Genomic DNA, 1,844 nt, shown 5'->3' on the forward strand with positions numbered 1-1,844 from the left:
CGGCCTGCTTCATCGACCACTACTCGGAGAGAGCGGTGACCCTCATACCTGGTCGTGACCCGCCGTTTCGGCGCGGGCGCGGGCAACCTGCCCGTCGAGGCGTTCATCGGCGTCTGCGACAAGCTCGGCATCAAGACCGGCGTCGACTTCTTCGCCGTCACCGATGCCGCGGAAGACGTTGTCCGCCCGGCCATGCCGAGCGAATGCCTCCTCGACCGCCAGGCATTGATGATGGGCTACGCGGGCGTCTACTCGTCGTTCCTGCGGCACGCCGAGCGTCAGGCCGAACGCTACGGCGTCTCCGCCGCCGAGATGCTCGTCCGCGCCGGCCAGCGCAAGCTCGTCGGCGGCCAGGAAGACCAGCTCATCGACATCGCCCTGGAACTCCAGCGCGAAAAGGAGAAGTCAGCCGCCAACGCCTGACGTGCACCCTGACTGGGCCGCAACCGACTCCGGTTGCGGCCCAGAGTTGTTCAATGACGACGTCGATCAGTCTGGCGCGGATGGCCGGTGCCAGCCTGAGTTACCCAAACAATGCGCTGGGCATCGTCGATCGCGTACCAGATGCGGCCGCCTCCGGTGACCTCGTACTGCCCTGCTCGAATCTGGAGCCGTCGATCTCCACGTGGCTGAGAGCCCATCTGAGCTGATGCTGTCGTGACGGCTCATCAAGGCAGCGCGGATTTGCTGTAATGGCCAACCACGCTCGGTCGAGGTTTCCTGGAACCTGGGAGAGCAGTGCCGACCAACCTCTTGCAGCCTGCCGATCGAGAAATCTGACCATCCACCCTGTGGGCCTCCGTGCTTCATCGCCTCTGCCAGGTTGGTCAGCCATCGGTGCCACCCGGACGTTCGACAATCGACGAGTCAGTTGTGTCGAACGGCCCGAGTAGGCGACGAGTCAGTTCAGGATCGGAGTACACTTCGGCGGTCGACTGCCATTCTCGAAGAGCGCGAGAAAAGGGAAGTAGCAGACCGGTTTCCGCGCCGGCAAGCAGATTATCCAGCAACTCTGTGACGCACTCCAGTCGTGCGTCAGCGGGCAGCCAGGTCAGCCAGGGCAGTTCCTCGGCGAAGACTTCTTCGGCCAACGCCCGATTCGCCTTCGCGATGATGGCCAGCGAACGCGCCGCCAGGCTGAGCCCCTTGACCATGGCCTCGAAACGCTCCGAGCGCATGAGGACGAGGTTTTCCGCATCGCGCCGCTCGAGGATGACGTCGGCGTCGTCCAAGGCGGGAAACACGCTGGTCTGCTTGTTGATCAGCGTGGAGAAAGGAAAGGTGTGGGTAGCCATAGCGCCAGGATACGCCGGAGTTCTAAACTAGTTCAGAACTATGTCGACGAGGGGTGGCTGAACATGCGATCGCTGTGGGCTTGGATTCGACGGACTTACGACGTGCGACGCCGATCGGTCGCGCTAGCGCGGCTGCAGAGGGCGGTCGCGGACGGCGCGGTCGATCTCGGTGTGCTGGAGGATAAGCGGAACTACCGACGGTAATCGGTGAACGTGGCCTTCGGTGAGATCAGTCTTCATGTGGGTATGAATGGACAAAAAGTAGAGACTTCAGGGCATTCAGAGTCTTCAATCTGCTCCCTAACGTTGTCTGTGTTCGGTTCGGGTCACGGGCCGAGGGACAGCGTCAGAGGAGTTGAAGGCGATGCTTGCGGTGATTCAGAAGAGCTTTGGTGGGCCTGAGGTGCTGGAGGTCGTCGAGACCGTGAAGCCGGAGTTGTTGAGTGGGGAGGTGCTCGGCATTGCCCAGAGCCCGTTGTGCGGCAACCCATTTCGCGGCCATCCGGTCGATGACCGCGCCGAGGGTCTCGGTGTGCAACGAGGCCCCGG

2 protein-coding genes and 2 pseudogenes are annotated in these 1,844 nt (G+C 62.6%); 3 read left to right on the forward strand and 1 reads right to left on the reverse strand.

Annotation, left to right across the window (positions count from 1 at the left end; translation table 11 throughout):
- Window positions 1–57: 57 nt before the first annotated feature.
- A pseudogene (locus tag ABZ909_RS43540) lies at window positions 58–423 on the forward strand (4-hydroxy-2-oxovalerate aldolase); the annotation flags it as partial.
- A 53-nt stretch (window positions 424–476) separates the two neighbouring features.
- The gene (locus ABZ909_RS43545) at window positions 477–650 is read left to right on the forward strand and encodes a hypothetical protein (protein WP_357012360.1); all 174 of its coding nucleotides are present in this window, start codon (window positions 477–479) and stop codon (window positions 648–650) included.
- 177 nt (window positions 651–827) lie between these two features.
- On the opposite strand, the gene ABZ909_RS43550 is transcribed toward ABZ909_RS43545, so the two are convergent.
- Entirely contained in the window at window positions 828–1,295 is a 468-nt protein-coding gene (locus tag ABZ909_RS43550; RefSeq protein ID WP_357012362.1) for a hypothetical protein, read from the reverse strand.
- A 364-nt stretch (window positions 1,296–1,659) separates the two neighbouring features.
- Here ABZ909_RS43550 and ABZ909_RS43555 point away from each other — a divergent pair.
- Window positions 1,660–1,844: pseudogene (locus ABZ909_RS43555) on the forward strand (hypothetical protein); the annotation flags it as partial.

It is taken from the genome of Nocardia sp. NPDC046763 (assembly GCF_040645495.1).
In the GTDB taxonomy this organism is placed as follows: domain Bacteria; phylum Actinomycetota; class Actinomycetes; order Mycobacteriales; family Mycobacteriaceae; genus Nocardia.